26 protein-coding genes and 1 pseudogene are annotated in these 26,965 nt (G+C 61.6%); 15 read left to right on the forward strand and 12 right to left on the reverse strand.

The window, feature by feature from the left end:
- Nucleotides 1-32 precede the first annotated feature (32 nt).
- Complete coding sequence (locus ACKJSM_RS06355) at nt 33-938, reverse strand: LysR family transcriptional regulator (protein ID WP_236181935.1); 906 nt, start codon at nt 936-938, stop codon at nt 33-35.
- Nucleotides 939-1,099: 161 nt separating this feature from the next.
- Between ACKJSM_RS06355 and ACKJSM_RS06360 the strand changes: the two genes are divergently transcribed.
- The 8 genes from ACKJSM_RS06360 (at nt 1,100) to ACKJSM_RS06395 (ending at nt 11,072) form a co-directional block, all read left to right on the forward strand.
- A complete protein-coding gene (locus ACKJSM_RS06360) occupies nt 1,100-2,590 on the forward strand; it encodes an aldehyde dehydrogenase family protein (protein ID WP_410236976.1) in 1,491 nt (496 codons plus the stop codon).
- A 165-nt stretch (nt 2,591-2,755) separates the two neighbouring features.
- The gene (locus ACKJSM_RS06365; protein WP_410236977.1) at nt 2,756-4,039 is read left to right on the forward strand and encodes an NAD(P)/FAD-dependent oxidoreductase; all 1,284 of its coding nucleotides are present in this window, start codon (nt 2,756-2,758) and stop codon (nt 4,037-4,039) included.
- A gap of 364 nt (nt 4,040-4,403) precedes the next feature.
- Complete coding sequence (locus tag ACKJSM_RS06370) at nt 4,404-5,537, forward strand: ABC transporter substrate-binding protein (RefSeq protein WP_236181938.1); 1,134 nt, start codon at nt 4,404-4,406, stop codon at nt 5,535-5,537.
- Nucleotides 5,538-5,766: 229 nt separating this feature from the next.
- Nucleotides 5,767-6,681: an ABC transporter permease subunit gene (locus tag ACKJSM_RS06375; protein WP_236181939.1), complete on the forward strand. Its 915-nt coding sequence runs from the start codon at nt 5,767-5,769 to the stop codon at nt 6,679-6,681.
- Nucleotides 6,682-6,684: 3 nt separating this feature from the next.
- Entirely contained in the window at nt 6,685-7,986 is a 1,302-nt protein-coding gene (gene livM, locus ACKJSM_RS06380) for a high-affinity branched-chain amino acid ABC transporter permease LivM (RefSeq protein ID WP_236181940.1), read from the forward strand.
- A complete protein-coding gene (locus ACKJSM_RS06385) occupies nt 7,983-8,855 on the forward strand; it encodes an ATP-binding cassette domain-containing protein (RefSeq protein WP_064593137.1) in 873 nt (290 codons plus the stop codon). Before livM ends, ACKJSM_RS06385 begins: the two co-directional genes overlap by 4 nt.
- A complete protein-coding gene (locus ACKJSM_RS06390) occupies nt 8,852-9,568 on the forward strand; it encodes an ABC transporter ATP-binding protein (protein ID WP_011332208.1) in 717 nt (238 codons plus the stop codon). The genes ACKJSM_RS06385 and ACKJSM_RS06390 overlap by 4 nt, the downstream gene beginning before the upstream one ends.
- Nucleotides 9,569-10,307: 739 nt before the next feature.
- A complete protein-coding gene (locus ACKJSM_RS06395; RefSeq protein WP_236181941.1) occupies nt 10,308-11,072 on the forward strand; it encodes an SDR family oxidoreductase in 765 nt (254 codons plus the stop codon).
- Nucleotides 11,073-11,121: 49 nt separating this feature from the next.
- On the opposite strand, the gene ACKJSM_RS06400 is transcribed toward ACKJSM_RS06395, so the two are convergent.
- The 7 genes from ACKJSM_RS06400 to ACKJSM_RS06430 form a co-directional block, all read right to left on the reverse strand.
- Entirely contained in the window at nt 11,122-12,249 is a 1,128-nt protein-coding gene (locus tag ACKJSM_RS06400; RefSeq protein WP_410236979.1) for an AGE family epimerase/isomerase, read from the reverse strand.
- A 100-nt stretch (nt 12,250-12,349) separates the two neighbouring features.
- Complete coding sequence (locus tag ACKJSM_RS06405; RefSeq protein ID WP_236181943.1) at nt 12,350-12,922, reverse strand: HupE/UreJ family protein; 573 nt, start codon at nt 12,920-12,922, stop codon at nt 12,350-12,352.
- 27 nt (nt 12,923-12,949) lie between these two features.
- Nucleotides 12,950-13,564 carry an urease accessory protein UreG gene (gene ureG / locus ACKJSM_RS06410; protein WP_007950645.1) on the reverse strand — a complete coding sequence of 205 codons (615 nt, stop codon included), beginning with the start codon at nt 13,562-13,564 and terminating at the stop codon, nt 12,950-12,952.
- Nucleotides 13,565-13,587: 23 nt separating this feature from the next.
- The gene (locus ACKJSM_RS06415) at nt 13,588-14,262 is read right to left on the reverse strand and encodes an urease accessory protein UreF (protein ID WP_236181945.1); all 675 of its coding nucleotides are present in this window, start codon (nt 14,260-14,262) and stop codon (nt 13,588-13,590) included.
- Nucleotides 14,259-14,759: an urease accessory protein UreE gene (gene ureE, locus ACKJSM_RS06420; RefSeq protein WP_007950631.1), complete on the reverse strand. Its 501-nt coding sequence runs from the start codon at nt 14,757-14,759 to the stop codon at nt 14,259-14,261. Before ureE ends, ACKJSM_RS06415 begins: the two co-directional genes overlap by 4 nt.
- Before the next feature lie 197 nt (nt 14,760-14,956).
- Nucleotides 14,957-15,589 carry a TetR family transcriptional regulator gene (locus ACKJSM_RS06425; RefSeq protein WP_236181946.1) on the reverse strand — a complete coding sequence of 211 codons (633 nt, stop codon included), beginning with the start codon at nt 15,587-15,589 and terminating at the stop codon, nt 14,957-14,959.
- 172 nt (nt 15,590-15,761) lie between these two features.
- Entirely contained in the window at nt 15,762-16,268 is a 507-nt protein-coding gene (locus ACKJSM_RS06430) for a hypothetical protein (RefSeq protein WP_410236980.1), read from the reverse strand.
- Nucleotides 16,269-16,650: 382 nt separating this feature from the next.
- Here ACKJSM_RS06430 and ACKJSM_RS06435 point away from each other — a divergent pair, with 382 nt between their 5' ends.
- Complete coding sequence (locus ACKJSM_RS06435; RefSeq protein ID WP_410236981.1) at nt 16,651-18,726, forward strand: AsmA family protein; 2,076 nt, start codon at nt 16,651-16,653, stop codon at nt 18,724-18,726.
- Nucleotides 18,727-18,784: 58 nt separating this feature from the next.
- On the opposite strand, the gene ACKJSM_RS06440 is transcribed toward ACKJSM_RS06435, so the two are convergent.
- Nucleotides 18,785-19,315, reverse strand: a complete 531-nt coding sequence (locus tag ACKJSM_RS06440; protein ID WP_064379129.1) for a bacterioferritin — start codon at nt 19,313-19,315, stop codon at nt 18,785-18,787.
- Nucleotides 19,316-19,346: 31 nt separating this feature from the next.
- Nucleotides 19,347-20,316, reverse strand: a pseudogene (locus ACKJSM_RS06445) (LysR substrate-binding domain-containing protein).
- A gap of 119 nt (nt 20,317-20,435) precedes the next feature.
- Between ACKJSM_RS06445 and ACKJSM_RS06450 the strand changes: the two are divergent.
- From ACKJSM_RS06450 to ACKJSM_RS06460, 3 genes are all read left to right on the forward strand, one after another.
- The gene (locus ACKJSM_RS06450) at nt 20,436-21,074 is read left to right on the forward strand and encodes an FMN-dependent NADH-azoreductase (protein WP_236181950.1); all 639 of its coding nucleotides are present in this window, start codon (nt 20,436-20,438) and stop codon (nt 21,072-21,074) included.
- Entirely contained in the window at nt 21,075-21,380 is a 306-nt protein-coding gene (locus ACKJSM_RS06455; RefSeq protein ID WP_410236982.1) for a DMT family transporter, read from the forward strand.
- Between the two features lie 91 nt (nt 21,381-21,471).
- A complete protein-coding gene (locus ACKJSM_RS06460) occupies nt 21,472-22,362 on the forward strand; it encodes an alpha/beta fold hydrolase (protein ID WP_410236983.1) in 891 nt (296 codons plus the stop codon).
- Here the strand turns inward: ACKJSM_RS06460 and ACKJSM_RS06465 are convergent.
- Nucleotides 22,359-23,246 (reverse strand): DMT family transporter, encoded by an 888-nt coding sequence (locus tag ACKJSM_RS06465; protein ID WP_339488871.1) that lies wholly within the window; start codon nt 23,244-23,246, stop codon nt 22,359-22,361. The genes ACKJSM_RS06460 and ACKJSM_RS06465 overlap by 4 nt on opposite strands.
- A 98-nt stretch (nt 23,247-23,344) precedes the next feature.
- Here ACKJSM_RS06465 and ACKJSM_RS06470 point away from each other — a divergent pair, with 98 nt between their 5' ends.
- The 3 genes from ACKJSM_RS06470 (at nt 23,345) to ACKJSM_RS06480 (ending at nt 25,620) form a co-directional block, all read left to right on the forward strand.
- The gene (locus ACKJSM_RS06470; protein WP_236181954.1) at nt 23,345-24,139 is read left to right on the forward strand and encodes an AraC family transcriptional regulator; all 795 of its coding nucleotides are present in this window, start codon (nt 23,345-23,347) and stop codon (nt 24,137-24,139) included.
- A gap of 63 nt (nt 24,140-24,202) precedes the next feature.
- Nucleotides 24,203-24,508, forward strand: a complete 306-nt coding sequence (locus ACKJSM_RS06475) for a PsiF family protein (protein WP_064379136.1) — start codon at nt 24,203-24,205, stop codon at nt 24,506-24,508.
- A gap of 98 nt (nt 24,509-24,606) precedes the next feature.
- Nucleotides 24,607-25,620: an AI-2E family transporter gene (locus ACKJSM_RS06480; protein WP_410236985.1), complete on the forward strand. Its 1,014-nt coding sequence runs from the start codon at nt 24,607-24,609 to the stop codon at nt 25,618-25,620.
- A gap of 47 nt (nt 25,621-25,667) precedes the next feature.
- Here ACKJSM_RS06480 and ACKJSM_RS06485 read toward each other — a convergent pair whose 3' ends face one another.
- Nucleotides 25,668-26,936 (reverse strand): Hsp70 family protein, encoded by a 1,269-nt coding sequence (locus ACKJSM_RS06485; protein ID WP_339488866.1) that lies wholly within the window; start codon nt 26,934-26,936, stop codon nt 25,668-25,670.
- Between the last annotated feature and the right edge of the window lie 29 nt (nt 26,937-26,965).

Below are 26,965 nucleotides of genomic sequence, written 5' to 3' on the forward strand. Positions count from 1 at the left end.
ATTGCCAGCGATTTTTATCCCGGCGCAGCGCCTCAGACCGCATCAGGACTGTCGATCTGCTCCAGCATCCACTTCACGAAATCCCGCACCTTGGGCACTTCCGCCGCGTGTTCCGGGTAGGCGAGGTAATAGGCGTCGGTGCTGGGCATGGCATGCTGCCAGGGAATGACCAGTTTGCCGTCGGCCAATTCCTCTTCCACCAGAAACCTCGGCAACAACGCCACACCGCAGCCGACCTGGGCGGCGCGGATGCACATATAAAAGGTTTCGAAACGCGGGCCGTGGTAGCTGTGTTCGGTCTGGTAACCCTGGCTGTCGAACCAGTCGTGCCATGCTTGCGGGCGGGAAGCGTTTTGCAGCAAGACCAGATCGGTAAGTTGTGTCGGGTCGGTGAGCGGCGTGTCCGGCACGCTGCTCGGTGCGCAGACCGGCACCAGTTCTTCGCCGAACAGCTTCAGGCATTCGGTGCCAGGACGTGAGCCCTGGCCGAAATAGAACGCCAGGTCGCTGCGCCCTTGCAGCAAGTCATCGGCTTCCTGCTCGTTGCACAGATCCAGATGGATCGATGGATGGCGCAGACGCCAGCCCTTGAGGCGCGGCACCAGCCAGCGAGCGCCGAAGGTCGAAGGCGTGGAGACCCGCAGGACTTCGGTTTCGCCGCCGTAGGAACGCAGGTAATGGGTCGACATCTCGACCTGGGTCAGGATTTTTCTGACTTCCACCAGGTAAAGATCGCCGGCCGGGGTCATCTGCAAACGGCGGCGTACTCGGCGGAACAACAAGTGCTGCAGCAACTCTTCGAGCTGCGCCACTTGCTTGCTGACGGCGCTCTGGGTCAGGTTCAGTTCCTCGGCGGCCCGGGTGAAACTCAGGTGCCGGGTCACGGCCTCGAAGCACTGCAACGCGGTGATCGAAGGCAAGTGGCGTTTGTTCAGCATGGGCGTTCCTTTTCTTGTCTTTCTGCGCAGCATGAATAAACGGAATGATATCTCGCGTAAAGGTCGTTTGTTGCACAGCCTTCCTGACGCTACAACTAAAGGTCTGCCCGGTCGTGAAAACGCGCCCGCACACATTCAGTTTTTTGCTCGAGGAGTGACCCATGGTTGCCGCATTGCTTGATCGTCTAGGTGTGAACCCGGCCCTGTATCAGAACGGCAAAGTGCCGGTGCATTCGCCCATCGACGGCAGCCGCATCGGCGCCGTGAACTGGGAAGGCCCGGCCGAAGTCGAGCAGCACATCAGTCGCGCAGATCATGCGTTCGAACAATGGCGCAAGGTGCCGGCCCCGCGTCGCGGCGAGCTGGTGCGTCAGTTCGGCGAAGTGCTGCGTGAATACAAGACCGAACTCGGCGAGCTGGTGTCCTGGGAAGCGGGCAAGATCACTCAGGAAGGCCTGGGTGAGGTGCAGGAGATGATCGACATCTGCGACTTCGCCGTCGGCCTGTCCCGCCAGTTGTACGGTTTGACCATCGCCTCCGAGCGCCCGGGCCACCACATGCGTGAAACCTGGCACCCGCTGGGCGTGGTCGGCGTGATCAGTGCGTTCAACTTCCCGGTCGCGGTGTGGGCGTGGAACACCACGCTGGCGCTGGTCTGCGGCAACCCGGTGGTGTGGAAACCGTCGGAAAAGACGCCGCTGACCGCATTGGCCTGTCAGGCGCTGTTCGAGCGTGTACTGAAGAACTTCAGCGATGCCCCGGCGCACCTGAGCCAGGTGATCATTGGCGGTCGTGATGCCGGCGAAGCGCTGGTGGATGACCCGCGTGTCGCGCTGATCAGCGCCACCGGCAGCACCCGCATGGGTCGCGAAGTGGCGCCGAAAGTCGCCGCCCGCTTCGCCCGCAGCATTCTCGAACTGGGCGGCAACAACGCGATGATCCTCGGCCCGAGCGCCGATCTGGACATGGCCGTGCGCGCCATTCTGTTCAGCGCCGTCGGCACCGCCGGTCAGCGCTGCACCACGTTGCGTCGCCTGATCGCCCATGAATCGGTGAAAGAAGAAATCGTCACCCGCCTGAAAGCCGCTTACTCCAAGGTCCGCATCGGCCATCCGCTGGAAGGCAACCTGATCGGCCCGTTGATCGACAAGCACAGCTTCGAAAACATGCAGGACGCGCTGGAGCAGGCGCTGAGTGAGGGCGGCCGGGTGTTCGGCGGCAAGCGCCAGCTGGAAGATCAATTCCCCAATGCCTATTACGTGTCGCCGGCCATCGTTGAAATGCCGGAACAGAGCGACGTAGTGTGCAGCGAGACCTTCGCACCGATCCTGTACGTGGTCGGCTACCGCGATTTCGAAGACGCGCTGCGCCTGAACAACGCCGTGCCGCAAGGCCTGTCGTCGTGCATCTTCACCACGGATGTGCGCGAGGCCGAGAAATTCATGTCGGCGGTCGGCAGTGACTGCGGCATCGCCAACGTCAACATCGGCCCGAGCGGCGCGGAAATCGGCGGCGCGTTCGGGGGCGAGAAAGAAACGGGCGGTGGTCGCGAGTCGGGCTCGGATGCATGGCGCGCGTACATGCGCCGGCAGACCAATACCGTGAACTACTCGCTGGAATTGCCGCTGGCGCAGGGCATTACGTTCGACTGACAGTTTTCTCGAAGCTATTGATCGTTCCCACGCTCTGCGTGGGAACGCTGCACCGAACGCTCCGCGTTCGCTTTCGGGACGCAGAGCGTCCCTGACTGCGTTCCCACGCAGAGCGTGGGAACAATCTCTTAGGTGTGTTTGGCAGGTTTCTGTTGGAGTCTGGCAATGCCGTTACGCGAAGAATGTCTGTGGGAAAAACTCACGCCGCAACGACCGGATAACACGGCGCTCAGGGGCGAGGTCAAAGTCGATGTCTGCGTGATCGGCGCCGGGTTTACCGGGTTGTCGGCGGCGCTGCATCTGTTGGAGAAGGGCAAGAGCGTCTGCGTGCTCGAAGCCCATCGCGCCGGGCATGGTGGTTCCGGGCGCAACGTCGGACTGGTCAACGCCGGGATGTGGATCCCGCCGGACGAGATCGAGGCCGGCTTCGGCGAGGCGGTCGGCAGCCAGCTCAACCGCATGCTCGGTGCGGCGCCGGCGCTGGTGTTCAGCCTGGTGGATAAATACAACATCGATTGCCAGTTGCGCCGTGAAGGCACCCTGCACATGGCGCACAACGCCAAGGGTGAGGCGGATCTGCGCAGTCGTGAGGAACAATGGAAGCGCCGGGGGGCGCCGGTCGAACTGCTGACCGGCAAGGCCTGTGAACAGGCGACCGGCACGCAGAAGATTGCCGCCGCGTTGCTCGACCGGCGTGCCGGTACGCTCAATCCGATGGCCTATGTCACCGGGCTAGCCAACGCTGTAATGAGCCTTGGCGGGCAGATGTTCGATCATTCCCCGGTCGCGCGTCTTGAGCGCCAGGGCCAGCAATGGTCGGTGCAGACCGAGCAAGGTTCAGTGCTCGCCGAACAAGTGGTGATCGCCTCCAACGCCTATACCGAAGGCGACTGGACCGAACTCAAGCGCAATTTCTTCCCCGGTTACTACTATCAGGTCGCTTCGGTACCGCTGACCGAAGACGCCGCCCAGGAAATCCTCCCGGGCGGGCAGGGGTCGTGGGATACCCGCCAGGTGCTGAGCAGTATCCGCCGCGACAGGGACGGGCGTCTGCTGCTGGGCAGCCTCGGTAACGGTAATCAGAAACCGACCTGGTTCCTCAAGGCCTGGGCCGACCGGGTGCAGCAACATTACTTCCCCAATCTCAAGCCTGTGGAATGGGAATGCACCTGGACCGGGCGCATCGCGTTCACCCCTGATCATTTGATGCGCCTGTTCGAGCCGGCCCCCGGACTGGTAGCGGTCACCGGTTACAACGGTCGGGGCGTGACTACCGGCACTGTGGTCGGCAAGGCCTTCGCCGATTACCTGTGTAACGGAAATCCTCAGGCATTGCCGATTCCCTTCGCCCCGATGCAGCCGCTGGCGGGGGTGGGCTTGCGCAGTTGTCTGTACGAGGCCGGGTTCTCGCTGTATCACGCGGGCCAGTGCCTGCGGATCGTCATCTGAGTGTTGAAATATGTTGCCGGAAGCGGCGCTTTTCGATGTAGCGACTAGCCTGTAATGGTGCGGGTTGTAGCAGTCCCGCACCAGCAGTGTGCAGTTCGGTGACGCGGGCTGTTACAGGCTGGTTGCACGTCGTTTGGTGCCGCGGTTGCAATGATGGCGCGTACGGGTTGCGCCTGAAAAAATAAATGGTTTCACCTTCCGCGGTTTAGACGGTTGCACGCCCAATGAAAATGGGAACGAAACAGTCGAAATAACAAGAAAGCAGCGACTTTTTGAAGAATAAAAAACCGATGGCACGGCCCTTGCTCTGAGCATTCAAGTGAAGTCGCAGTGCCAACTAAAAAAAACCTTGGAGCACCACCTCATGTCCCAGACGTTTTACAAGAAAGGCTTTCTGGCCCTCGCAGTGGCTACTGCGCTGGGTGTTTCTGCGTTTGCACAAGCTGATGTGAAAATCGGTGTGGCGGGTCCGATGACGGGCGCCAACGCGGCATTTGGCGAGCAATACATGAAAGGGGCACAAGCGGCGGCCGACGCGGTCAACGCGGCGGGCGGCGTCAACGGGGAGAAGATCGTCCTGGTCAAGGGCGATGACGCCTGCGAGCCGAAACAGGCGGTGACGGTCGCCAAGGACCTCACCAACCAGAAAGTCGCCGGTGTGGTCGGCCACTTCTGCTCGTCCTCCACCATTCCGGCGTCCGAGATCTACGACGAAGCCGGCATCATCGCCATCACGCCGGGTTCCACCAACCCGCAAGTGACCGAGCGCGGCCTGAGCGCCATGTTCCGTATGTGCGGCCGTGACGACCAGCAAGGCATCGTCGCCGGCGACTACATCGTCGACGTGCTCAAAGGCAAGAAAGTCGTCGTGTTGCACGACAAGGACACCTACGGTCAGGGCCTGGCCGATGCGACCAAGGCTCAGCTGGAAAAACGCGGCGTGAAGCCGGTGTTGTACGAAGGCCTGACCCGTGGCGAAAAAGACTTCAGCACCATTGTCACCAAGATCCGTGGCGCCGGCGCCGATGTCGTCTACTTCGGTGGTCTGCACCCGGAAGCCGGCCCGCTGGTTCGCCAACTGCGTGAACAAGGCCTGAAAGACGTCAAGTTCATGTCCGATGACGGCATCGTGACCGACGAACTGGTGACCACCGCCGGCGGCCCGCAATTCGTCGACGGCGTACTGATGACCTTCGGTGCCGACCCACGCCTGCTGCCAGACAGCAAGGCCGTGGTAGATGCGTTCCGCAAGGCTGGCACCGAACCTGAAGGCTACACCCTGTACGCCTATGCATCGGTTCAGGCCCTGGCCGCCGCTTTCAACGGCGCCAAGTCGAACAAGGGCGAAGAGGCCGCTGTCTGGCTGAAGAAAAACCCGGTCAAGACCGTCATGGGCGAGAAGACCTGGGACTCCAAAGGCGACCTGAAGGTCTCCGACTACGTGGTCTACCAGTGGGACAAGGACGGCAAATATCACCAGCTGGAAAAACAGAAATAACGGCACCTGATCAACCGGACGCCACATTCCCTGTGGGAGCGGGCTTGCCCGCGATGACGGCCTGACAGTCGACAACTGTGTTGAATGTTCTACCGCTATCGCTGACAAGCCAGCTCCCACAAGGGGGCTGCGGTTTCCTGTCTGACATTGCTCCGACGTAAATCTGTATTTTTCCTAGAAGAACCGCGCACCTCAGGGTGTGCAGGTTCTCACTGCGTGAGATTGCGTTATGGATGGTATTTTCCTGCAGCAACTGGTCAACGGCCTGACCCTCGGGTCGGTCTATGGCCTGATCGCCATCGGCTACACAATGGTCTACGGCATCATCGGCATGATCAACTTCGCCCACGGCGAGGTTTACATGATTTCTGCTTACCTGGCGGCAATCAGTCTGGCTCTGCTGGCTTACTTCGGTATTGAATCCTTCCCGCTGCTGATGCTTGGCACTCTGGTATTCACCATCGTGATCACGGCGGTGTATGGCTGGGTCATCGAGCGAGTCGCTTACAAACCCCTGCGCAACTCCACCCGACTGGCACCGTTGATCAGCGCCATCGGCATCTCCCTGATCCTGCAAAACTACGCACAGATCGCCCAGGGCGCCAAACAACAGGGCGTACCGACCTTGCTGACCGGTGCGTGGCGTGTCGAAATCGGCACCGGCTTCGTGCAACTGACCTACACCAAAGTCTTCATCCTGGTGGCCGCATTCGTCGGCATGGGCCTGCTGACCTATGTCATCAAGTACACCAAACTTGGGCGCATGTGCCGTGCGACCCAGCAAGACCGCAAGATGGCTTCGATCCTCGGCATCAACACCGACCGGGTCATTTCCTACGTTTTCATCATCGGTGCAGCCATGGCGGCCCTGGCCGGCGTGCTGATCACCATGAACTACGGCACCTTCGACTTCTATGCCGGCTTCATCATCGGCATCAAGGCATTCACCGCGGCGGTACTGGGCGGGATCGGTTCGCTGCCTGGCGCCATGCTCGGCGGGATCATCCTCGGGATCTCCGAGTCGCTGTTCTCGGGCCTGGTCAACTCCGACTACAAAGACGTGTTCAGCTTCTCGCTGCTCGTACTTGTTCTGGTCTTCCGGCCCCAGGGCCTGCTGGGCCGTCCTCTTGTGTCGAAGGTGTAAGCGATGTCTTCAACCACTGCAAAATCCATTGATGTCAAAAAAAGCCTGGTTGAGGCGATCCTCGCCGGTCTTATCGCCCTGATCGTGTTCGGGCCGATCGTCGGCGTCGTACTCGACGGCTACAGCTTCAACCTCGAACCGACCCGCGTGGCGTGGATCATTGCCATCGTCATGGCTGGCCGGTTTGCCCTGAGCCTGTTCCTGCAAACGCCGAAGGGCCTGCGCATTCTCGACGGATTCGAGAGCACCGGTTCCGGCGTGCATGTGCTGCCCGCCGATCACAAATCCCGCCTGCGCTGGATCATCCCGCTGATGATCGCCATCGCCGTGGCGTTGCCGTTCTTCTCCAACTCCTACCTGCTGGGCGTGGTCATCCTCGGGTTGATCTACGTGCTGCTGGGGCTGGGCCTGAACATCGTGGTGGGGCTGGCCGGCCTGCTCGACCTGGGTTACGTGGCGTTCTACGCCATCGGCGCCTACGGTCTGGCGCTCGGTTATCAGTACCTCGGCCTGGGCTTCTGGACCGTGCTGCCACTGGCGGCGATCACCGCCGGACTCGCCGGTTGCATCCTCGGTTTCCCGGTGTTGCGTCTGCACGGCGACTACCTGGCGATCGTGACCCTGGGCTTCGGTGAAATCATCCGTCTGGTGCTCAATAACTGGCTGTCCCTGACCGGCGGCCCGAACGGCATGGCGGCGCCGCTGCCGACCTTCTTCGGTCTGGAATTCGGCAAGCGGGCGAAGGATGGCGGGGTGCCGTTCCATGAGTATTTCGGCATCGCCTATAACCCGGACGTGAAGTACTACTTCATCTATGCGGTGCTGTTCCTGGTGGTGCTGGCCGTGCTGTACATCAAGCATCGTCTGGTGAAGATGCCGGTCGGCCGCGCCTGGGAAGCCCTGCGTGAAGACGAAATCGCCTGCCGCTCGATGGGCCTCAACCACGTGCTGGTCAAGCTCTCGGCGTTCACCATCGGTGCATCCACGGCGGGTCTGGCGGGTGTGTTCTTCGCCACCTATCAAGGCTTCGTCAACCCGACCTCGTTCACCTTCTTCGAATCGGCGCTGATTCTCGCCATCGTCGTGCTCGGCGGCATGGGCTCGACCATCGGTGTGGTGATCGCAGCGTTCGTGCTGACGGTTGCTCCGGAACTGCTGCGCGGCTTCGCCGAATACCGCGTGCTGCTGTTCGGGATCCTGATGGTGTTGATGATGATCTGGCGACCTCGCGGGCTGATCCGCATCAGCCGTACCGGGGTCACTCCACGCAAAGGTGCCATTCACTATGAGAGGACTGCGCCATGAGTGAAGTCGTACTCTCTGTTGAAAAACTGATGATGCACTTCGGTGGCATCAAGGCCTTGAGCGACGTCAGCCTGAAGGTCAAGCGCAACTCGATCTTCGCCCTGATCGGCCCCAACGGTGCCGGCAAGACCACGGTGTTCAACTGCCTGACCGGGTTCTACAAGGCTTCCGGCGGCAAGATCGAACTCAACGTGCGCGGCCGGCAGACCAACGTTATCCAGCTGCTGGGCGAATCGTTCAAGCCGACCGACTTCGTCTCGCCGAAGAACTTCGCCAGTCGCCTTTACTACAAGATGTTCGGCGGCACCCACCTGGTGAACCGCGCGGGCCTGGCCCGGACGTTCCAGAACATTCGTCTGTTCAAGGAAATGTCGGTGCTGGAGAACCTGCTGGTGGCCCAGCACATGTGGGTCAACCGCAACATGCTGGCCGGCATCCTCAACACCAAGGGCTATCGCAAGGCCGAAAGCGACGCGCTGGATTGCGCATTCTACTGGCTGGAAGTGGTGGACCTGGTGGACTGCGCCAACCGTCTGGCCGGTGAACTGTCCTACGGCCAGCAACGCCGTCTGGAAATCGCCCGGGCCATGTGCACGCGGCCGCAGATCATCTGCCTCGACGAACCGGCCGCCGGCCTCAACCCTCAGGAAACCGAAGCGCTGAGCGCGATGATCCGGCTGCTGCGTGACGAGCACGATCTGACCGTGGTGCTGATCGAACACGACATGGGCATGGTAATGAGCATTTCCGATCACATCGTGGTGCTGGACCACGGCATTGTCATCGCCGAGGGCGGTCCGGATGCCATTCGTAACGATCCGAAAGTGATCGCTGCCTACCTGGGCGCCGACGAAGAGGAAGTCGTATGACCCAACCCATCCTCGAACTCAAGGATCTGGACGTGTTCTACGGCCCGATCCAGGCCCTCAAAGGCGTTTCGCTGCAGATCAACGAAGGCGAAACCGTCAGCCTGATCGGCTCCAACGGCGCCGGTAAATCCACCCTGTTGATGTCGATCTTCGGCCAGCCACGGGCGGCGGGCGGGCAGATTCTCTATCAGGGCGTGGACATTACCCACAAGTCCTCGCACTACATCGCCTCCAACGGCATCGCGCAATCGCCGGAAGGGCGGCGGGTGTTCCCCGACATGACCGTCGAGGAGAACCTGCTGATGGGCACCATTCCGATCGGCGACAAGTACGCCAAGGAAGACATGCAGCGCATGTTCGAGCTGTTCCCGCGGCTCGAAGAGCGCCGTAATCAGCGGGCCATGACCATGTCCGGCGGCGAGCAGCAGATGCTCGCCATCGCCCGGGCGCTGATGAGTCGGCCCAAGCTGTTGCTGCTGGACGAGCCGAGCCTGGGGCTGGCGCCGATCGTGGTGAAACAGATCTTCGCCACCCTGCGGGAACTGGCGAAAACCGGCATGACCATTTTCCTCGTCGAACAAAACGCCAACCACGCGCTGAAACTGTCCGACCGGGCATATGTGATGGTCAACGGCGAGATCCGCCTGACGGGCACCGGCCAGGAGCTGTTGGTGAACGAGGAGGTGCGTAACGCTTACCTCGGCGGGCACTGATCGGTTGACGTTGTCCACAAGCCCCGATGCGAAAGTGTCGGGGCTTTTTTGCACCTGTCTGTTCAGCGAAGCCAGACACCTTCGGGAAATTGTGGAAAACAAAATCGCCAACCTGCCAAAGCGCGACATATAGACGCTGCAAATGGCTGTTTTTCCACAGTTTTGACTTGTCCCCGTTTGCTGTGGAGCTGGCTGTGAATAACGTGGGTGTAGCTGGCTGAAAGCCTTTGAAACCGTGGCTTTCAGAGGTGTGGTTGTTTTTTGAGCAGAGTGGTTTTGCGGGCGGGAAGGTCAGTTTGTCAACCTTTTTGTGGGGGGGCAAAAAGGTGCAGATCGTTGTGGTCAGTCCTGTGGATAAGTCTGTGATTAAACTCTGGAAAGACTCGGCTGAGGGCCGTAATTGCTGGCCTCGCGCAATCATGGCCATGACCGGCCAGTCGTGCAAAATGCCCTGCCCGGCACAACTGGTTGTTCAGGGTCAAGCAAAAAACTTTCCAGATTGCCCGCAAAGCCTTGTGGGGTGCGGCTTTGCGCTTTTCCACTTGCCCCCGGAAACTGTGGAAGGGCTTGTGGATAACGTGCGTGCACATGGCTACAGGCCACGGTGCGTATGGCGTAGCGGCCGTTGATCAATTAATGAGCAGGATTCGGTGGTTGCCGGTTAAAGCGGGGCCGGGCATGCTGCCCGCTGATTTTCTATTCCAATGGCTGCCCCGGCGGCCGAAGCAAGGAGAACACGATGTCCAACACCCTGTTTATCACCGGCGCGACCTCCGGTTTTGGTGAAGCCTGTGCCCGTCGTTTTGCCGAGGCCGGCTGGAAACTGGTGCTGACCGGTCGTCGTGAAGAACGCCTCAACGCGCTGTGCGCCGAGCTGTCGAAGCAGACCGAAGTGCATGGCCTGGTGCTGGATGTGCGTGATCGCAAGGCGATGGAAGAGGCGATTGCCAACCTGCCGCCGTCGTTCGCCAAGCTGCGCGGCCTGATCAATAACGCAGGTCTGGCGCTGGGTGTGGACCCGGCACCGAAGTGCGACCTAGACGATTGGGACACCATGGTCGATACCAACGTCAAAGGCCTGATGTACAGCACTCGGCTGTTGCTGCCTCGCCTGATCGCCCACGGTCGCGGCGCCAGTATCATCAACCTCGGCTCCATCGCCGGTAACTACCCGTACCCGGGCAGCCACGTTTACGGCGCGACCAAGGCGTTCGTGAAGCAGTTTTCGCTGAACCTGCGTTGCGACCTGCAGGGCACCGGCGTGCGCGTCAGCAACATCGAGCCGGGCCTGTGCGAAAGCGAGTTCTCGCTGGTGCGTTTCGCCGGCGATCAGGCGCGTTACGACGCTACCTACGCCGGTGCCGAGCCGATCCAGCCGCAGGATATTGCCGAGACCATCTTCTGGGTGCTGAATGCACCGGCGCACATCAACATCAACCGCCTGGAACTGATGCCGGTGAGCCAGACCTGGGCGGGTTTTGCCATTGAGCGTAACAAGGCTTAACACCGTGTAACGGCTATTCGCGAGCAAGCTCGCGAAGGCGACTTATCGGTTAGCGGAGATAGTCCGCCAGGCCGGCATAACAGGTCGCCAGGTGATACGGCGTGGTCGACGGCATGTCCTTGCGGCTGACCTCGCCCTGATCGTCACGGCACTCATGCCAGCCGCCGGTATGCAGAAAGCGCTGTTGCAGCGTCTGCAACTGGCGCAGCACGGCGCTTTCGCCGTTTGGGCGCAAGGTCAGCGCCCGCAGGTACTCGGCCTGGGCCCAGATGCGCTGGGTCGAATCCTTTCCGTGCCCTTGCGGATCAAGCATGGCCAGCACCGCACCGGTGTCGGCCTCGACGCCCTGTTGTTCGGTGAAGGCAAACGCACGATCCAGTGCCGCGTGCAGTTTCGAACCGCGTAGCAGTGGAGAGGAGTCGAGCAGGAAATACCATTCGAACTGATGCCCCGGTTCAAACCAGTTATCCACAGCCCCCAGCGGTTTTTCCATCAACACGCCCTGTTGCGGTTCGATGAATCGCTTGTGCATGGCTGTGCATAACTCGCTCAGCGCCTGCTGGGTGTGGACATCTTCGCGCACAGCCATTGTGGCCAGGAAGGCTTCGGCCAGGTGCATCAGCGGGTTTTGCAGCGGGCCGGTTTCCAGCGTGATCCAGTCACGGTCGAGGCAGGCTTCGTAGAGGCCGTCGCCGGTGGCGAAGCGTCTGCCGATAACTTCCAGCGCGGCATTGAGCGTCGATTCCACCAACGGCTCACGAGACTTGTCCCAATAGTGGGCGCAGGCGAACAGGATGAAGGCGTGGGTGTAGAGGTCCTTGCGCTGATCCAGCGGTTTGCCCTGCGGATCGATGCTGTAGAACCAGCCGCCGTGCTCGGCATCGTGGAAGTGCCGTTGCAGGGAACGGAACAGTGCAGCCGCGCGTGTTTCGGCGTTATCCACAACCCCGATCAGACTGGAAAACAGATAAAGCTGCCGTGCGCAGGCCATCGCCCGATAGCGCTGCGGTGGCAGCGGTTGATGCGCGGCGTCCAGCGCCTCGTAAGGCAATGCCATGTCGGCGTTCCAGCCCGGTTCTTGCCAGAGGGGCACGATCACGTTCAGAAAGTGCTGTTGCACTTCACCGAACAGGGCGGTCAATTCAGGAAGGGAGGTGGAGCGGGAAGCGTGGGGCATGGGCGGACGTCGTCACGGCAGGGGCGATTGCGCGACATGGTAGCAGAGAGTGGCGATCGATCGTTCCCGCGCCATGCGCGGGAACGATCAGAGGTGCAATTCAGCCGGCCAGCAACCACGCGCCCGTCACCGCCGAAGCGGCGCCGGCCAGTCGAACCAGCGGCGCGGCCGCCTGAGGCAGAAAACGCACGACGGCATAACCCGCCGCATGCAGTGCAGCGGTCGCGACCACGAAACCGGCGGCATACGCCCATGGGCTCGACATGTCCGGCAACTCGAGGCCGTGGGCCACGCCGTGGAACAGCGCAAACAGCGCCGTCGCCGCCACGGCCATTACCAGTGGCGGACGCACCGCCAAAGCCACCGCCAGACCCAGGGCCAGCACCGAGGCGGCAATCCCGCTTTCCAAGGCCGGCAGCGCCAGCCCTTCAAAGCCGAGCAGGCCGCCGATCAACATGGTGCCAACGAACGTGCATGGCAGCGCCCAGCGTGCGGCGCCTTGCTGTTGCGCGGCCCACAAACCGACGGCCACCATTGCCAGCAAATGGTCGAGACCGCCGATCGGGTGGCTGATGCCGGCCACCAGGCCAGAGTCGCCGTGGCCGGGGTGGGCGAAGGCCAGGGCCGGGGTCAGCAGCAGCGCGACGGCGCCGAGAATACGTTTGAGTGTCATGGATAAGCTTCCTTGTTGAGCAGTGAATCAGGCTGCAGTCAGCAGGCCCTGGCGTTCGATGAAGGCGATGATGTCTTCCAGGCCCTGACCGGTTTTCTGGTTGCTGAACACGAACGGCTTGCCGTTGCGCATGCGTTGGGTGTCGCTGTTCATCATCTCCAGCGAGGCGCCGACCAGCGGCGCAAGGTCGATCTTGTTGATCACCAGCAAATCGGATTTGCAAATGCCGGGGCCGCCCTTGCGCGGCAGCTTGTCGCCGGCCGACACGTCGATCACGTAGATGGTCAGGTCGGACAGCTCCGGGCTGAAGGTCGCGGACAGGTTGTCGCCGCCGGACTCCACCAGAATCAGGTCCAGCCCCGGAAAACGCCGGTTCAACTGATCCACCGCTTCGAGGTTGATCGAGGCGTCTTCGCGGATCGCCGTGTGTGGGCAGCCGCCGGTTTCCACGCCGATGATCCGCTCCGGCGCCAGGGCTTCGTTGCGCACCAGAAAGTCGGCGTCTTCGCGGGTGTAGATGTCGTTGGTGACCACCGCCAGGTTGTAGCGCTCGCGCAGCGCCAGGCACAGAGCCAGGGTTAATGCGGTCTTGCCGGAACCGACCGGGCCGCCGATGCCGACGCGCAGGGGTTGTGTGTTCATGTGCTTCTCCAGATAAAAAGGCCCTAGGAACGGAACAGGCGGCTGTACTGGCGCTCATGGGCCATGCACGCCAGGGACAGACCGAACGCGGCGCTGCCGAGGTGTTCGGGATTGATTCGGGTGGCGTCCTGCTGGGCCTGTTGCAGCAGCGGCAGCAGTTCGCTGGTCAGGCGCTGGGCAGCTTGCTGGCCCAGCGGCAGGGTTTTCATCAGCACCGCGAGCTGGTTTTCCAGCCAGCTCCACAGCCATGCGGCGAGGGCGTCCTGCGGACTGATCTGCCAGGCGCGGGCCGCCAGTGCCCAGCCAAGGGCCAGGTGCGGTTCGGCGCAGCGTTCAAGGAAGTCCCGCGCAGCCTGATCGAGTTCGGGCAAGCCGTTGAGCAATTGCTGCAACGAGTAGCCCATCTGCCGGCTCTCCAGATGCAGTTCGCGGGTTTCGCGGCTGGCGCGGTGGCTTTCGCACATACGCAGCAGCTCGTCCCAGTTTTCCTGCGCAGCAGCCTGGCAATGGGCGAGCAGCATGGGCGCCTCGAATCGCGCGAGGTTGAGCAGCAATTGATCGCTGATCCAGCGCCGGGCGCTGTCCGGACTGTCGACGCGACCGTTATCCACCGCCATTTCCAGGCCCTGGGAATAGCTGTAGCCGCCAATCGGCAATTGCGGACTGGCCAGGCGCAGCAGCGCCCAGGCCGGGTTCACAAACGGACGCCGAACTGGTGGAGTTTCGGCGCGTAGTTGAAGTCTTCGTCACCGTGTCGCGAATGATGATGGCCGCCACCGTAGGCGCCGTGTTCCGGCTGGAACGGCGCTTCGATCGATTCCACAGCGGCGCCGAGCTGTTCAAGCATCGCCTTGAGCACGTAGTCGTCGAGCAGGCGCAACCAGCCGTCGCCGACTTGCAGGGCAACGTGGCGATTACCCAGGTGATAGGCGGCGCGGGTCAGTTCAAAGGCGTTGGCGCAGGTGACGTGCAGCAATTGTTCGGGGCGGGCGCAGACCCGGACGATCCGGCCATCTTCGGCTTGCAGGCACTCGCCGTCATACAGCGGCGGCTGACCGCGCTCCAGAAACAATCCGACGTCTTCGCCTTCGGCACTGAAACAGCGCAGGCGGCTTTTGCTCCGGGCTTCGAAGGTCAGGTGCAACTCGGCGGCCCAGACGGGTTGGGGGTCGATTCTGCGATGAATCACCAGCATCGGAAAGCTTCCAGCAATGGACAATGCTCAGGTTAGAGCAAGGGGCTTGCCAATCGGACGAGACGTAGGAAAACCCTGACGGAGCCGAGTGGATGTTTCAAGATGTTGCAGGATCGTGAGGTGTTTTGGTGCATTAAGTTTTTTTCATGCACCAAACAGGAGCCGACGTGGGGCCGGGGAGGACAGCTCGGTAAGAACTATTCGGTACTGCCGAGCCCTTGCCAGTGCTTTAACCCGATAAAGATGAAGCGCAGCTGCTGGGTGATCTTCGCCTGTGGCGTCAGGTGCTCGGGCAGGGCTTCGGCGGGCGGGTCGATGATGTCCGGCAGGGTGGCGAACACCGATTTGACGATCAGATCGGCCATCACGCTCAGGCCCTCGCGATTGAGGTGCTGAAGCTTGGGCATCAAGGCCAGATCCGCTGCCAGGTCGGAGCTGATGTCTTCCCGCAAACGGCCAATGGCTTGGCGCACCGGCAACGATCCGCCGTACTGCTCGCGGGCCAGAAACAGAAATTGCGAACGGTTGGCACTGACCACGTCGAGGAAGATCCTTACCGACGCATCGATGATCCCGCCCATGACGAATTCGTTGTGCCGCACCAGGCGGATGGTTTCGCGAAAGGTCTGACCGACTTCGCTGACCAGTTCCAGACCGAGTTCGTCCATGTCGGCGAAATGCCGATAGAAACCGGTGGGCACGATGCCGGCGGTTTTCGTCACTTCACGCAGGCTCAGGCTGCCGAATCCTCGGCCGCTTTCCATCAGGTGGCGGGCAGCGTCCATCAGGGCGTTGCGGGTCTGTTGTTTCTGTTCGGCGCGGGGCAGCATCGCAGGGTGTGTTCTTAGGCAAGACAAGCGCCGCACTCTAGCAAATCGGCTTTGTCGGCGTCGAACGGCAGCGGGGAGATGGAAGCGGGAAATCGCGACTTCTTTATACAGGCTGCTGAAAAGTCAAAAGCCCAATCCGGGGATTGGGCTTTTTTTCCAGGCCGCCATGGGCTTAGCTCAAAGCGCTGTTGCGTTCGATCACACGGTCACCACCGCCTTCAGCGAGGGTCTGGCCTTGTGGAGTGCGGTCGCCGCCATCCGATGCCAAGGTCTGGCCTTGTGGGGTACGGTCGCCACCATCCGATGCCAGGGTTTGGCCTTGTGGGGTGCGATCGGAACCATCAGATGCCAGGATTTGACCTTGTGGCGTGCGATCCGAACTGTCTTGAACCAGACCTTTCTCTTCCAGACGATCACGGCCGCCTTCTGCGACGAATTGGCCTTGTGGGGTCTTGTCGTAGCCGTCTTGAACCAGACCTTTTTCTTCCAGGCGGTTGCGACCGTTTTCAGCGAGGGTCTGGCCTTGTGGCGTGCGGTCACCGCCATCAGCAGCCACGGTCTGGCTGAACACCGAGTGGCTGGTTTTGACTTGCGGAGTTGCTTGATCGGCAGCTGGCAGAGCGAAAGCAGTGCTGGCCAGCATCGAGAGGGTAAGACTGAGCAGAAGTTGGCGTTTCATGATGGGTTGCTCCTTGGGAGGGCGATAAAGTGGGTACGAGGGCAATGCTACTCTCGATAAGTCGATATAAAAGTTCATAAACACAATGGTAATAATCAACAGAATTGATTGTTCGCCTGGGAGGCTCTAGCTCGGGCGTTTCAGGCGGGCGGTTTTGCACTGCAGTGGGTATTTTCCACCCACTTGCGCTCCGCAAAAGTGCGGGCCCGGTAACGTTGACTCGACCGATCGGTCAGAATGGCGACCGTTTTTCCCCCTCGACGGGGCTTTGGATTAAACCTGCGGGCTGTTTGTCAGTCACAGATTTCATGAGGGCCATCACGGCCTGCCGTCTCAGCTGCGTCGTGCCAATGGATGCAGTCGCCTTCAGGAGCTTTGTGCAATGACGCGCACGCGTAAAATCTTCGCCTGGACCTTCGCCACCCTTGTGCTGCTTCTGGCGGTGCTGGTGCTGATCATCGTGTTTTTCGACTGGAACCGGATCAAACCGCCGCTCAACGCCAAGGTTTCGGAAGAGTTGCACCGACCGTTCGCCATCAACGGCAACCTGTCGGTGGTCTGGCGGCGCGAACTCGACGAGGGCGGCTGGCGCGCCTGGGTGCCATGGCCGCATGTGGTGGCCGAAGACCTGACGCTGGGCAATCCGGACTGGTCGAAGCAGCCGCAGATGGTCACCCTCAAACGGGTCGAGCTGCGCATCTCGCCACTGGCCTTGCTGGCGCAACGAGTAACGATCCCGCGTATCGACCTGACCGAACCCAATGCGCAATTGCAGCGTCTGGCCGATGGCCGCGCCAACTGGACCTTCACGTTCGATCCCAAGGACCCGAATGCCGAGCCCTCGAACTGGGTGGTCGACATCGGTGCCATCGGCTTCGACAAGGGCCACGTCACCCTGGATGACCAGACCCTCAAGACCAATCTCGACCTGTTGATCGATCCGCTGGGCAAGCCGATTCCGTTCAGCGACATCGTCGGCGACAAAGCGGCGAAAACCGCGCAGGACAAGGGCGGCGCACCGCAGGATTACGCCTTCGGCCTGAAAGTCACCGGCCAGTACCACGGCCAGAAACTCGCCGGCCAGGGCAAGATCGGCGGCTTGCTGGCGCTGCAGGATGCGCGCAAACCGTTCCCGTTGCAGGCCCAGGCGAAGATCGGCGATACCAGCATCGAACTCGCCGGTACCCTGACCGATCCGCTGAATCTCGGTGCCCTCGATCTACGCCTGAAACTGGCGGGCGCCAGCCTCGGCAATTTGTATCCGCTGACCGGCGTAACCCTGCCGGATACCCCGCCTTATGCCTCCGACGGCCACTTGATCGCCAAGCTGCATGAGCCGGGCGGCGCGCAATTTCGCTATGAACAGTTCAACGGCAAGATCGGCAGCAGCGACATCCATGGCGATCTGGCTTACGTCGCCAGCCAGCCACGGCCCAAGCTGAGTGGCGCGTTGCTGTCCAATCAACTGTTGTTTGCCGACCTCGCACCGCTGATCGGTGCCGACTCCAATGCCAAGCAGAAGGCCCGTGGCGGTGAGAGCAAGCAGCCTGCGGATAAAGTCTTACCGGTGGAAGAATTCAAGACCGAGCGCTGGCGCGACATGGATGCCGACGTCGAATTCACCGGCAAGCGCATCGTCCACAGCGAAGAACTGCCATTCACCGACCTTTATACCCACCTGAAACTCAACGACGGCGAACTGAGCCTTGAGCCGCTGCGCTTCGGCGTGGCCGGTGGCAACCTGGATGCACAGATTCGCCTCAACGGTCGTACCGAGCCACTGGAAGGTCGGGCCAGACTGACCGCGCGCAAGTTCAAGCTCAAACAGCTGTTCCCGACCTTCGAACCGATGAAGACCAGTTTCGGCGAGCTCAACGGCGATGCCGACATCGCCGGTCGCGGCAACTCGGTGGCCAAGCTGCTGGGCGGTGCCAACGGCAACCTGAAGATGCTGATCAACGACGGCGCGATCAGCCGTGAGTTGATGGAGCTGGCCGGCCTCAACGTTGGCAACTACGTGGTCGGCAAGATCTTTGGCGACAAGGAAGTGAAGATCAACTGCGCGGCGGCGGACTTCGATATCAAGACCGGTCTGGCGACGACAAGACTGTTTGTGTTCGATACCGAGAACGCAATCATCTACGTCGACGGCACAGCGAACATGGCCACCGAGCAACTGGATCTGACGGTGACGCCGGAATCCAAGGGCTGGCGCCTGATTTCCCTGCGCTCGCCGTTGTACGTGCGTGGCAAGTTCATCAAGCCGGATGCCGGGGTGAAAGCGGTGCCGTTGATGTTGCGCGGGGCAGGGATGGTGGCGCTGGGCGTGATCGCTGCACCGGCGGCGGGGCTGCTGGCGCTGGTGGCGCCGAGTGGGGGCGAGCCGAATCAGTGCGCACCGTTGCTGGAGCAGATGAAGGCGGGCAAGGCGCCGGTGACCGTCAAACCCACCCAATGATTTTCCGGATCGTCAGATCGTTCCCACGCAGAGCGTGGGAACGATCAGCTTGCGGGGATTAGAGGTCTTTCAGGATATCGGCCATGTCATCGGCATGCTCTTCTTCCTGAGCCAGGATGTCTTCGAAGATCCGGCGCGTGGTCGGATCCTTTTCACCGATGTACTGGATGATCTCGCGGTAGCTGTCGATGGCGATCCGTTCGGCGACCAGGTCCTCATAGACCATCTCTTTCAAGGTGTTGCCGGCCACGTATTGCGCGTGGGACATCTTCGACAGCAAGTCCGGGTTGAACTCGGGCTCGCCGCCCAGTTGCACGATGCGCTCGGCGAGACGGTCGGCGTGTTCGGCTTCCTGAGTGGCGTGCTCGAGGAACTCGTCGGCGGCCACGTTGGCTTTCAGGCCGTTGGCCATGAAGTAGTGGCGCTTGTAGCGCAGGACACAGACCAGTTCGGTGGCCAGCGACTCGTTGAGCAGACGCAGCACTTCTTCACGGTTGGCGCTGTAGCTTTCGGTCACCGCGCCATTTTCCACGTGCTGGCGGGCGCGCTCGCGCAGGGTTTGAACATCAGACAAATGCAGATCACTCATTTCAGTCTCCTGGAGGCTAATCCGATTGGCGTCACGTTCTGCTGACGTGATCGTTACCTGGTTGTGAGTGATGAACGCTGCAAAAAGTTTTGTCGGATTCAGCGCGGCACATGTCCGGAAAGCTGCGCCTCTTCGCGCAACCAGGCAAAAAACGCTTTCACCGGTGGATGCCGCTCGCGGCCCGGTACGCAAAGTGCGCTGTAACCGGCGCCATCGACCTGCACCTCACCCTTGTACGGCACCAGCAGACCGCTGGCGACGCTCTGCGAAACGAGGATGTTGCTCGCCAGCACCAACCCTTGTCCGGCAATGGCCGCCTGCAGGGCGTAATGCTCTTCGTCGTATTCGCGGATGGCCGGGTGCTGATTCAGCCAGTTCTCGCCTGATTGCGCGCACCACGCTTCCCAGCCGTGGGCGTACAGTTTCGAGTTGTGCCAGTGCACGCTGATCAGCGCCGGGGTGCGGCGGGCGGCCAGTGCCACTTGTTCCGGCGAGCCGTACACGCCGAACGATTCATCGAACAGGCACAGCCCGTAGAGGTTCGGGTAATCGTCGAGGCTGTAGCGCAGCACCAGATCGACGCTGGCGTCCTGGTGCAGGTCGATCACTTCGCAATGCGTATCCAGCCGCACATTGATGTTCGGGTGTTTTGCATAAAACCGCCCCAGGCGCGGCACCAGCCACAACGCGGCGAACGCGGCGGTGGTCGACAGCGTCAGGCTGCTGCCACTGCGTTGCGGGCGCAGGGTGTCGACGCTTTGCGCCACCTCCAAAAATGCGCCGTGCAGGCTGCGGAACAGCCGCTCGCCGCCCTCGGTCAGGCGCACCTGACGCGGCAGGCGTTCGAACAGCGCCACGCCGAGCCAGTCCTCCAGCGAGCGGATCTGATGGGAAATCGCCGTCGGCGTCACCGCCAGTTCTTCGGCGGCCGCCTTGAAACTCAACAAGCGCGAGGCGGATTCGAACGCGCGCAGGGCGGTCAGGGGCAATGAAGCGAACATGAAAACTCCACGGATGAAATCAATTCATCCCGACTGATTTTTGCTCATTTGAGGCGATACCTGAGTGGCTGCAATCTGGCGCCACACCGTCACTCAAGTCTAGTCCCAAGGAGATTCAGATGAGCAAGATTCTTGCGATTCATGCCAGCCCTCGCGGTGAGCGTTCCCATTCGCGGCGTCTGGCAGAAAGCTTTCTCAGCGCCTGGCAAGTCCGTCATCCACAGGCTCAGGTGACCCGCCGGGAGGTGGGGCGGGCGGTGATTCCGGCGGTCAATGAAGCGTTTGTCGCGGCGGCGTTTTACCCCGAACCCGAGGCTCGACCGCTGACGATGCAGGCCGATCTGGCCCTCAGCGACCAATTGGTGGGCGAGGTGTTCGATCACGACCTGCTGCTGATTTCCACGCCGATGTACAACTTCAACGTGCCCAGCGGCCTTAAGGCTTGGGTCGATCAGATCGTGCGGTTGGGCCTCACGTTCGATCACACCCTCGACAACGGCATCGCCCAATACACGCCGCTGTTGCACGGCAAGAAGGCGCTGATCGTTACCAGTCGCGGCGGTTTCGGATTTGGCCCGGGTGGCGAACTGGAGGCGCTGAACCACGCTGATCCATGGTTGCGCACCGCGCTGGGTTTCATCGGCATCAACGACGTCACGGTGGTCGCCGCCGAGGGCGAGGAATCCGCCGAGCGCACCTTCGCGGTGTCAGTGGCCGAGGCCGAGCAGCGCTTGCTCGACCTGGCCCGGGCGTTCTAGGTGGCCTGGCTGTTTCTGCTGATCGCGGCCGGGTTCGAGGTCACCTTCGCCATGGGCATGAAGTACGCCGAAGGTTTCACCCGGCTCTGGCCGTCGCTGATCACCGTGGGGGCGGCGGTGGGCGGGGTGTACTTCCTGACCCTGGCGATGCGCGAGCTGCCGGTGAGCATCGCCTACCCGATCTGGACCGCCATCGGCTCGCTCGGCACGGTGTTTCTCGGTTTCGCGCTGCTGGGCGAGAGCCTGACGCTGGTGAAGGTGCTGTCGGTGGGGTTGATTGTGGCGGGGGTGGTGGGGCTGAAGTAGGCTGGTCGTGGAGTTGTCATCATCGAAGAGGATGCTTGGCGGGCGTTTTGCACGCCCTGCATCCACTCACCGACCACAAGGATGTTTGCCCATGTCGCAAGGTTCGGCCACACGTTATCCACTGGTGCTGGTGCCGGGAATGCTCGGTTTCATCCGTCTGGTGCTGTACCCGTACTGGTACGGGATCATCAAAGCATTGCGCCGGGGTGGTGCGACGGTGATTGCAGTGCAGGTGTCGCCGCTCAATTCCACCGAAGTGCGCGGCGAGCAGTTATTGGCGCGTATCGATGAGATTCTGCGCGAGACCGGCGCGGCCAAGGTCAATCTGTTCGGCCATAGCCAGGGCTCGCTGACGGCGCGTTATGCGGCGGCCAAGCGCCCGGATCTGGTGGCCTCGGTGACCTCGGTGGCCGGGCCCAATCACGGTTCGGAACTGGCCGACTACCTGGCGAAACACTATCCGGCGGACAGCGCCAAGGGCCGAATCCTTGAAGCGTTGTTGCGCTTCGTCGGCTGGCTGATGGCGCTGCTGGAAACCGGCTACCACGGGCCGAAACTGCCGGTGGATATCCACGCCTCGCACCATTCCTTGACCACCGAAGGCGTGGCGCTGTTCAACCAGCGTTATCCACAGGGCCTGCCGCAGACCTGGGGCGGGCACGGGCCGGAAGAGGTCAACGGGGTGCGGTATTTCTCGTGGTCCGGCACCTTGCAGCCGGGCAAGACCGACCGTGGCGGTAACCTGTTCGACGGCACCAACCGCAGCTGTCGGCTGTTCGCCAAGACCTTCGTGCGCGAGCCGGGGCAGTGCGACGGCATGGTCGGACGCTACAGCTCGCACCTGGGCACCGTCATCGGCGATGACTACCCGATGGATCACTTCGACATCGTCAACCAGTCGCTGGGACTGGTTGGCAAGGGGGCGGACCCGGTGCGGCTGTTCGTCGAGCATGCGGCGCGGTTGAAAGCCGCCGGGGTCTAGGCAGCCCTCGGGGCGCGACCGAGGACGGTGGTCCAGCGCTCGGAAAGAATCACTCCACCCAGCGTCAGCAGGCCACCGACCAGGTGATACATCGCCAGTTGTTCCTTCAGCACCACCGCCGCAATCAGCGCGGTGATCAACGGCAGCAGATTGAAGAACAGCGTGGTCCGGCTCGGCCCCAGGCGCTGCACGGCCTGCATCCATGCCAGCGGCGCGAGCATCGAGGCCAGCAGGCACGCATACAGCACCAGCGGAATGTTCTGCAGGGTCAGGCCGGTTTTCGGCGACATGGCGTACAGCGGATACAGCACCACCACCGCCACCAGCACCTGCAGATACAGCAACACCAGCGGCGGCAGGCGCAGCTGCCATTTTTTCAGCAAGGTGCTGTAGATCGCGTAGGCGAGGGTGGCGATCAGCATCATCGCGTCGCCCAGGTTCACCCCGTGTTGCAGCAAAGCGCCGAGGCTGCCGGACGACACCACCACCAGCACACCGGCAAACGACAGCACCGCACCGACCAAGGCACCGGCGGTCAGGCGCTGGCCGAGGCTGATGATCGCCATGGCCAGCGACATCAACGGCATCAGCGACAAGATGATGCCCATGTTGGTGGCGCTGGTCAGAGTCGCCGCGAAGTAGGCCAGGCTCTGATAGACCGCCATGCCGAGCACGCCGAGGATAAAAATCTTGCCCAGGTTCGGACGGATCTGCGGCCAGTGCGCAATCACCTTCCCGAGCATGAACGGGGTAAACAGCAGGCCGGCAAGCAGCCAGCGGTAGAAGCCGATCTCGGCGGGGAAGATTGCACCGACCGCGAGCTTGTTGATCACGGTGTTGCCGGCCCAGATGAAAATCGCCAGCAGGGGAAACGCGTATTGCATGGGAGGAGAAACCAGTACGTTGATGAACGGTGATTATCCCCTGTCTGGATGCAGGCCTATACTGCGAACCGGACAACCCGCCCCTGATTCCGGACAGCATGAACAGTAAACACATCGATCTGCTGGATTTCAGCGAACTGCCGTCGGCGGTGTATTTCCGCTATGCCGACTTCAACGCCCACGAATACGCCGCGCCGCACCGCCATCCGTGGGGCACGCTGGAGTACGCAGCCCACGGCGTGCTGCACATGGATGTCGACGGCAGCCGTTTCATGTCGCCGCCGCAGTACGCGGTGTGGGTGCCGCCGCAGGTCGAGCACAGTTTCTACAGCCATCAACCGGTCAATTATCGGGCCGTGTGCCTGGCGCCGGAGGTGTGTGGCGACTTGCCGGCGCAGGCCTGCACCCTGGCGATCAGCGACATTCTCAAGGCAATCCTCAAGGATTTCGCTGCGCGCGATGTGAAGATCCCCGCGTTCGAAGCCGACCAGCGCCTGGCCCAGGTGCTGGTGGATCAATTGCGCCAGGCGCCGGTGCATCAATGCTATTTGCCCTACGCCAGCAGCCCCGGATTGCTGACCATCCTCGAAACCCTGCAGGCCGAACCCGGCAACAACCAGCCGCTGGCGCACTGGGCGGCGCAGGTGCATGTCAGCGAGCGCACCCTGGCCCGCCAGTTCGTGCGGGAGCTGGGGATGAGTTTCGGCGAATGGCGCCAGCGGCTGCGTTATCTCGCGGCGATCGAGGCGTTGGAAAGTTCGCGTAGCGTGCAGGAAATCGCCTTCGATCTCGGCTACAGCACTGGCTCGGCCTTCATCGCCATGTTCGCCCGGCAGGCTGGGTGTACGCCGGAGCAGTATCGGCGCAGCCATCTTGAGGCGAGGAAGGTGTAACAAGCTTTGACTACACTCAGCCCGAGGCCACCTCCATCGAGGCGGCGACAAGGAGAAAACTCCATGAAGATGTTGCGTGTCCCTTTGTTGATGATCGGTCTGCTGCTGTGCTCCCAGGGTTTCGCCGCCACGGCGCAACAGAACAAGATGACCACGTGCAACGCCGACGCCACGGCCAAGAGCCTCAAGGGCGACGAGCGCAAAGCCTTCATGAGCACCTGCCTCAAGGCAGCACCGGCGGCCAACGACGCCAAGGCTCTGACCCCGCAGCAGGAAAAGATGAAAACCTGTAATGCCGATGCCAAGACCAAGGCGCTGACGGGCGATGCGCGCAAGACGTTCATGAGTGATTGTCTGAAGAAAAAATAAGATCGACAGATCGCAGCGAGCGGCAGGGCATCCGCTCGCTTCGGCGCCGGATCGCTGGCAGACTGCCAATCCTTTTACGCCGTTCGTTTTGAGGCTGTATGCCAACGTTTTCTGAGCGTCATGTAGTGTTCTGGGTCAGTTGCATCATCATTTTCGGCGGTCTGTTACTGGTATTGCCATTGCGTCTGCTGCCCAGCCTGCTGGCCGGGCTGCTGGTGTTCGAACTGGTCAACATGCTCACCCCGCAACTGCAACGGCTGATCGAAGGTCGTCGGGCACGCTGGCTGGCAGTGGCGCTACTGGGCACGCTGGTGGTCAGTGTGCTGGCGCTGATCTTTGCCGGGGCCATCAGTTTCCTGTTGCACGAGGCGGAAAACCCCGGGGCTTCCCTCGACAAATTCATGGGCGTGGTCGACCGCGCGCGCGGGCAACTGCCGCCGTTTCTCGACAGTTACCTGCCGGCCAGTGCCGCCGAGTTCCGGGTGGCCATCGGTGAATGGGCAAGCAAGCATTTGTCCGACCTGCAACTGGTGGGCAAGGACGCGGCGCACATGTTCGTGACGCTGCTGATCGGCATGGTGCTCGGCGCGATCATCGCCTTGCAGCGGGTACCGGACGTCACCAAACGCAAGCCGCTGGCGGCTGCGCTGTTCGACCGTCTGCACCTGCTGGTTCAGGCGTTTCGCAACATCGTCTTCGCACAGATCAAGATTTCCCTGCTCAACACCTTCTTCACCGGAATTTTCCTGGCGGTGGTCCTGCCGCTGTTCGGGATCAAGCTGCCGCTGACCAAGACCCTGATCGTCCTGACCTTCCTGCTCGGCCTGCTGCCGGTGATCGGTAACCTGATGTCGAACACGCTGATCACGATAGTGGGGCTGTCGCTGTCGATCTGGGTGGCGATTGCGGCGCTGGGCTACCTGATCGTTATCCACAAGCTGGAATACTTTCTCAACGCGCGCATCGTCGGCGGGCAGATCAGTGCCAGGTCCTGGGAGTTGCTGCTGGCAATGCTGGTGTTCGAGGCTGCGTTCGGCCTGCCGGGGGTGGTGGCGGGGCCGATCTATTACGCATACCTGAAGAGTGAGCTGAAGCTGGGCGGGATGGTTTAGTAGGTGATCGTTCCCACGCAGAGCGTGGGAACGATCACCGGGCGGCTTTAAACGCCATAGCGTTTCATGGCTTCAATCGCCAGACCGCTGCCGATGCTGCCAAAGATGTTCCCTTCCACATGCCGCGCGTTCGGCAGCATTGCCGAAACGCTGTTGCGCAGTGCCGGAATGCCGCTCGAACCGCCGGTGAAGAACACCGTATCGACCTGACCCACCGCCACATTGGCGTCCGCCAGCAACCGGGTGACGCTGCCGCGCACGCGCTCGAGCTGCGACTCGATGGCCGACTCGAACAGCGCCCGGGTCAGTTCCACGCTCAGGCCTGACTCGATACGGTCCAGCGGTACATGGCGGCTGTCGTTGTGGGTCAGCTGGATCTTGGTTTCTTCCACTTCCATCGCCAGCCAGTGCCCGGCGCGCTGTTCGATCAGCTTGAACAGACGGTCGATGCCGCCGGTGTCCTCGATGTCGTAACGCATGCTGCCCAGGGCCAGGGTCGATTTCTGCGAATACACCGAGTTGATGGTGTGCCAGGTTGCCAGGTTCATGTGGTGGCTGGTCGGCATGAACGCACCGCTCTTCATCCGGCTGCCGTAGCCAAACAATGGCATCAGGCCTTGCAGGCTCAGCTGTTTGTCGAAGTCGGTCCCGCCGATGTGCACGCCGCCGGTGGCGAGGATGTCGTCGTGGCGGTTATCCACACCACGACGCTCGGGCGACAGGCGCACCAGTGAGAAGTCCGACGTACCCCCGCCGATGTCGACGATCAGGACCAGCTCTTCTTTTTCGATGGTCGACTCATAGTCGAAGGCCGCAGCGATCGGCTCGTACTGGAACGAAACGTCCTTGAAACCGAGCTTGCGCGCCACTTCCACCAGGGTGTCTTCGGCTTCCTGGTCGGCCAGCGGATCGTCGTCGACGAAAAACACCGGACGGCCCAGCACCACTTGCTCGAACTCACGACCGGCGGCGGCTTCGGCGCGGCTCTTGAGCTGGCCGATGAACAGCCCGAGCAAGTCCTTGAACGGCATCGCCGTGCCGAGAACGCTGGTGTCGTGCTTGATCAGCTTGGAACCGAGCAGGCTCTTGAGCGAGCGCATCAACCGGCCTTCGTAGCCTTCCAGGTATTCGTGCAGCGCCAGGCGGCCGTAAACCGGACGGCGCTCTTCGATGTTGAAAAAGACCACCGACGGCAGGGTGATCTTGTCGTCTTCCAGCGCGATCATTGTTTCCATGCCGGGGCGCAGCCAGCCGACGGTGGAGTTGGACGTGCCGAAGTCGATGCCGCAGGCACGGGCTGGAGAGGCGTCTTTCATGGTCTTTCGGTTCCGGTCAAAAAAACGGC

The organism is Pseudomonas sp. PHC1, assembly GCF_046487845.1.
GTDB classification, from domain to species: Bacteria; Pseudomonadota; Gammaproteobacteria; order Pseudomonadales; family Pseudomonadaceae; genus Aquipseudomonas; species Aquipseudomonas sputi.